Origin of the sequence: Ruminococcus sp. AF20-12LB (genome assembly GCF_003478985.1) — a bacterium.
Lineage (GTDB): Bacteria > Bacillota > Clostridia > Lachnospirales > Lachnospiraceae > Blautia_A.
The window spans coordinates 1-3,915 of sequence record NZ_QUGH01000028.1 but is presented as its reverse complement, the minus strand read 5'-3'; the positions used below and the strand labels follow the sequence as shown (position 1 = coordinate 3,915).

The 3,915-nt window shown below is 45.3% G+C and carries 3 protein-coding genes; all 3 read left to right on the top strand.

Annotated features, from left to right (window positions below):
- Positions 1-141 (top strand): TnpV protein (locus DWX61_RS18590; RefSeq protein WP_118626675.1); only part of this gene is annotated, 141 nt, incomplete at its 5' end.
- Positions 142-507: 366 nt separating this feature from the next.
- Positions 508-2,427, top strand: a complete 1,920-nt coding sequence (gene tet(O) / locus DWX61_RS18585; RefSeq protein WP_109215033.1) for a tetracycline resistance ribosomal protection protein Tet(O) — start codon at positions 508-510, stop codon at positions 2,425-2,427.
- Positions 2,428-2,477: 50 nt separating this feature from the next.
- On the top strand, positions 2,478-3,698 hold the full coding sequence (gene tet(40) / locus DWX61_RS18580; protein ID WP_109215034.1) for a tetracycline efflux MFS transporter Tet(40): 1,221 nt from the start codon (positions 2,478-2,480) through the stop codon (positions 3,696-3,698).
- Positions 3,699-3,915: the final 217 nt, after the last annotated feature.

Below are 3,915 nucleotides of genomic sequence, written 5' to 3'. Positions count from 1 at the left end.
AGGCTCATAGAGGGTATGAAACAGGCACAGGGCATAACGGAACAGCTAAAGGCAGAAAACGCCTTAGAATGGACAGGATGCCTCAATAACATAAGGGCTTGTGCGAGGGAGATTGTGGAAAAGGAAATTATTTTTGCATAAACAGATGATTAGTGGCAGGGGGAAATCCTGCCGCTTTTTCTGCTTTAGTTTGTCAGCTTGACAAATAAAGGGTTAAGGAGTATAATTAGATTCAGTATTATACAAGGAGTTAATAAATATGCGGCAAGGTATTCTTAAATAAACTGTCAATTTGATAGTGGGAACAAAAAGTAGCAGTCCCGTTTCACTTTTAATATGGGGCTTAGTTTTTTGTACCCAGTTTAAGAATACTTTTATCATGTAATTTTATATGCCCGAAAACATATAAGTGTTTTGGGGCTATTGGAGTTATTTACCCAGTGATAGGAGTATTTATCACTGGGTATTTTTATGCCCTTTTTTGGGTGTTGATAGGAGGAAAATCACATGAAAATAATTAACTTAGGCATTCTGGCTCACGTTGACGCAGGAAAGACAACATTAACGGAAAGTTTATTGTATACCAGTGGTGCAATTGCAGAACTAGGGAGCGTAGATGAAGGCACAACAAGGACAGATACAATGAATTTGGAGCGTCAAAGGGGAATCACTATCCAGACAGCAGTGACATCTTTTCAGTGGGAGGATGTAAAAGTCAACATTATAGATACGCCAGGCCATATGGATTTTTTGGCGGAAGTATACCGTTCTTTATCCGTATTAGACGGAGCAGTATTATTAGTTTCTGCAAAGGATGGCATACAGGCACAGACCCGTATACTGTTTCATGCACTACAGATAATGAAGATTCCGACAATTTTTTTCATCAATAAAATTGACCAAGAGGGGATTGATTTGCCAATGGTATATCGGGAAATGAAAGCAAAGCTTTCTTCGGAAATTATAGTGAAGCAAAAGGTTGGGCAGCATCCCCATATAAATGTAACGGACAATGACGATATGGAACAGTGGGATGCGGTAATTATGGGAAACGATGAACTATTAGAGAAATATATGTCAGGGAAACCGTTTAAAATGTCAGAACTGGAACAGGAAGAAAACAGGAGATTCCAAAACGGAACGTTATTTCCCGTTTATCACGGAAGCGCTAAAAACAATCTGGGGATTCGGCAGCTTATAGAAGTAATTGCCAGTAAATTTTATTCATCAACGCCTGAAGGTCAATCTGAACTATGCGGGCAGGTTTTTAAGATTGAATATTCAGAGAAAAGGCGGCGTTTTGTTTATGTGCGTATATATAGCGGAACATTGCATTTGAGGGATGTTATTAGAATATCTGAAAAAGAGAAAATAAAAATCACAGAGATGTGTGTTCCGACAAACGGTGAAATCGTCCCGGCTGACCATGCCTGTCCGGGAGAAATTGTTATTTTAGCTGATGATACTTTGAAACTGAACGATATCCTGGGAAATGAAAAACTCCTGCCTCACAAAACACGGATTGATAATCCCATGCCATTACTTCGGACAACGGTAGAGCCGCAAAAGCCGGAGCAAAGGGAAGCCCTGTTAAATGCCCTCGCAGAGATTGCTGATACAGACCCTCTTTTGCATTTTGACATTGATACTGTTACCCATGAGATTATGTTATCTTTTTTGGGGAATGTGCAGATGGAAGTCATTTGTGCCATCCTTGAGGAAAAATATCATGTGGAGGCAGAAATAAAAGAGCCTACTGTTATATATATGGAAAGACCGCTTAGAAAAGCAGAATATACCATCCACATAGAAGTCCCGCCAAATCCTTTCTGGGCTTCTGTCGGGTTGTCCATAGAGCCGCTCCCTATTGGAAGCGGAGTGCAGTATGAAAGCAGAGTTTCACTTGGATATTTAAATCAATCGTTCCAAAATGCGGTTATGGAGGGGGTTCTTTATGGCTGCGAGCAGGGGCTGTATGGATGGAAAGTGACAGACTGTAAAATCTGTTTTGAATATGGATTGTATTATAGTCCTGTAAGTACCCCCGCAGACTTTCGGCTGCTTTCCCCTATCGTATTGGAGCAGGCTTTAAAAAAAGCAGGGACAGAACTATTAGAGCCATATCTCCACTTTGAAATTTATGCACCGCAGGAATATCTCTCACGGGCGTATCATGATGCTCCAAGGTATTGTGCAGATATTGTAAGTACTCAGATAAAGAATGACGAGGTCATTCTGAAAGGAGAAATCCCTGCTAGATGTATTCAAGAATACAGGAACGATTTAACTTATTTCACAAATGGGCAGGGAGTCTGCTTGACAGAGTTAAAAGGATACCAGCCAGCTATTGGTAAATTTATTTGCCAACCCCGCCGCCCGAATAGCCGTATAGATAAGGTTCGGCATATGTTCCACAAGTTAGCTTAACAGCTTGCAAAAGTCATATAAAATGAGATTTGAAAGGAGAATGTAACTTCATGTTTGCTAAAAATTCAAAGGCATATTCTGTCTACCTGCTGTTCCGATTTGTCTGTTCCCTGGCGGTTTCTATGTCCACAGTGCTTTCCATCGTGTACCACCTGGAGGTGGTGCAGCTGGATGCTTTCCAGCTTGTCCTGGTAGGGACGGTTCAGGAGACCTCCTGCTTTCTGTTCGAGATGCCCACCGGTGTGGTGGCGGATTTGTATAGCCGTCGGCGCTCGGTGCTGATTGGAATGTTCCTCTACGGCCTGGGCTTTCTGATGGAGGGTGCGCTACCGTGGTTCGCGCCGGTTCTGCTGGCCCAGGTTGTCTGGGGTTGCGGTGATACCTTCATCACCGGCGCTCTGGAGGCGTGGATTGCCTCGGAGGAAGAGGACAAACCCATAGACAAGGTGTTCCTGCGGGGCAGTCAAATGGGGCAAATCGGCGGCGTTCTGGGCGTGGTGCTGGGCACACTGCTGGGAAACATAAACCTGCAAATGCCTCTCATCTTGGGGGGCAGTTTGTGCTTGTTGTTGGGGCTGGTGATGGTTCGCATCATGCCAGAAACCAACTTCTCCCCTGCTATTGAGGAACGGCAGGGCTTGCTTAAAGACTTTGTCTGCCTGTTCAAGCTCAACCTGGGCTTTGTGAAAGGCGCACCTGTGTTGCTGGCGCTCTTAGCAATCACACTATGCGGGGGACTTGCCAGTGAAGGCTTTGACCGGCTCTCCACCGCTCATTTTCTGGATGACACGGTAATACCCGTTATCGGGCCGCTGAACAGCGTCACTTGGTTCGGTGTTATCAGTCTTATCGGCAACGGCTTAGGTATTCTGGCTTCTCAGTTGCTCATCGCCCGCATGGAGAAAAAAGGGACTGTCAGCCGAACCAGTGTGGTCATGTCCACCAGCGCCGGGTATATCCTGTTCCTGGTTCTCTTCGCGGTGGGGCGGAGCTTTTGGTTCATGTTGTTGGTGTTCCTGCTGGCGGGGCTTATGCGCACCATCAAGGAGCCTGTGCTGGCCGCCTGGATGAACGACCAAGTGGATGAGAAAATGCGCGCCACAGTCTTTTCCACCAGCGGACAGCTGGACTCTTTCGGGCAGATCATCGGCGGGCCTATTGTGGGGCTGGTAGCCCAGCAGGTGTCCATACCCTGGGGGCTGGTCTGTACCGCTTTCCTGCTGTTGCCCGCGCTGTTCTTAGTGCCGGTGGCGGGAAAGAAGCGGGATTGATATGGCATAGTTAAGTTTACTGACGAGCGGGAGATTACTTCCGCTCGTCTTCATTTAGTAGCGCAAAATTTGAGGACTCTTTATTTCCTTATTCGGTATAGCGGAGGCGGCTGTCAATTCGACATAATTTTCTTGTGATACTTTACCGTACATGAGCATTTGTTTCGTATTTGAAAGAACAAACTCACCAAATAAAAAAAACGATATTCGGGTGGGT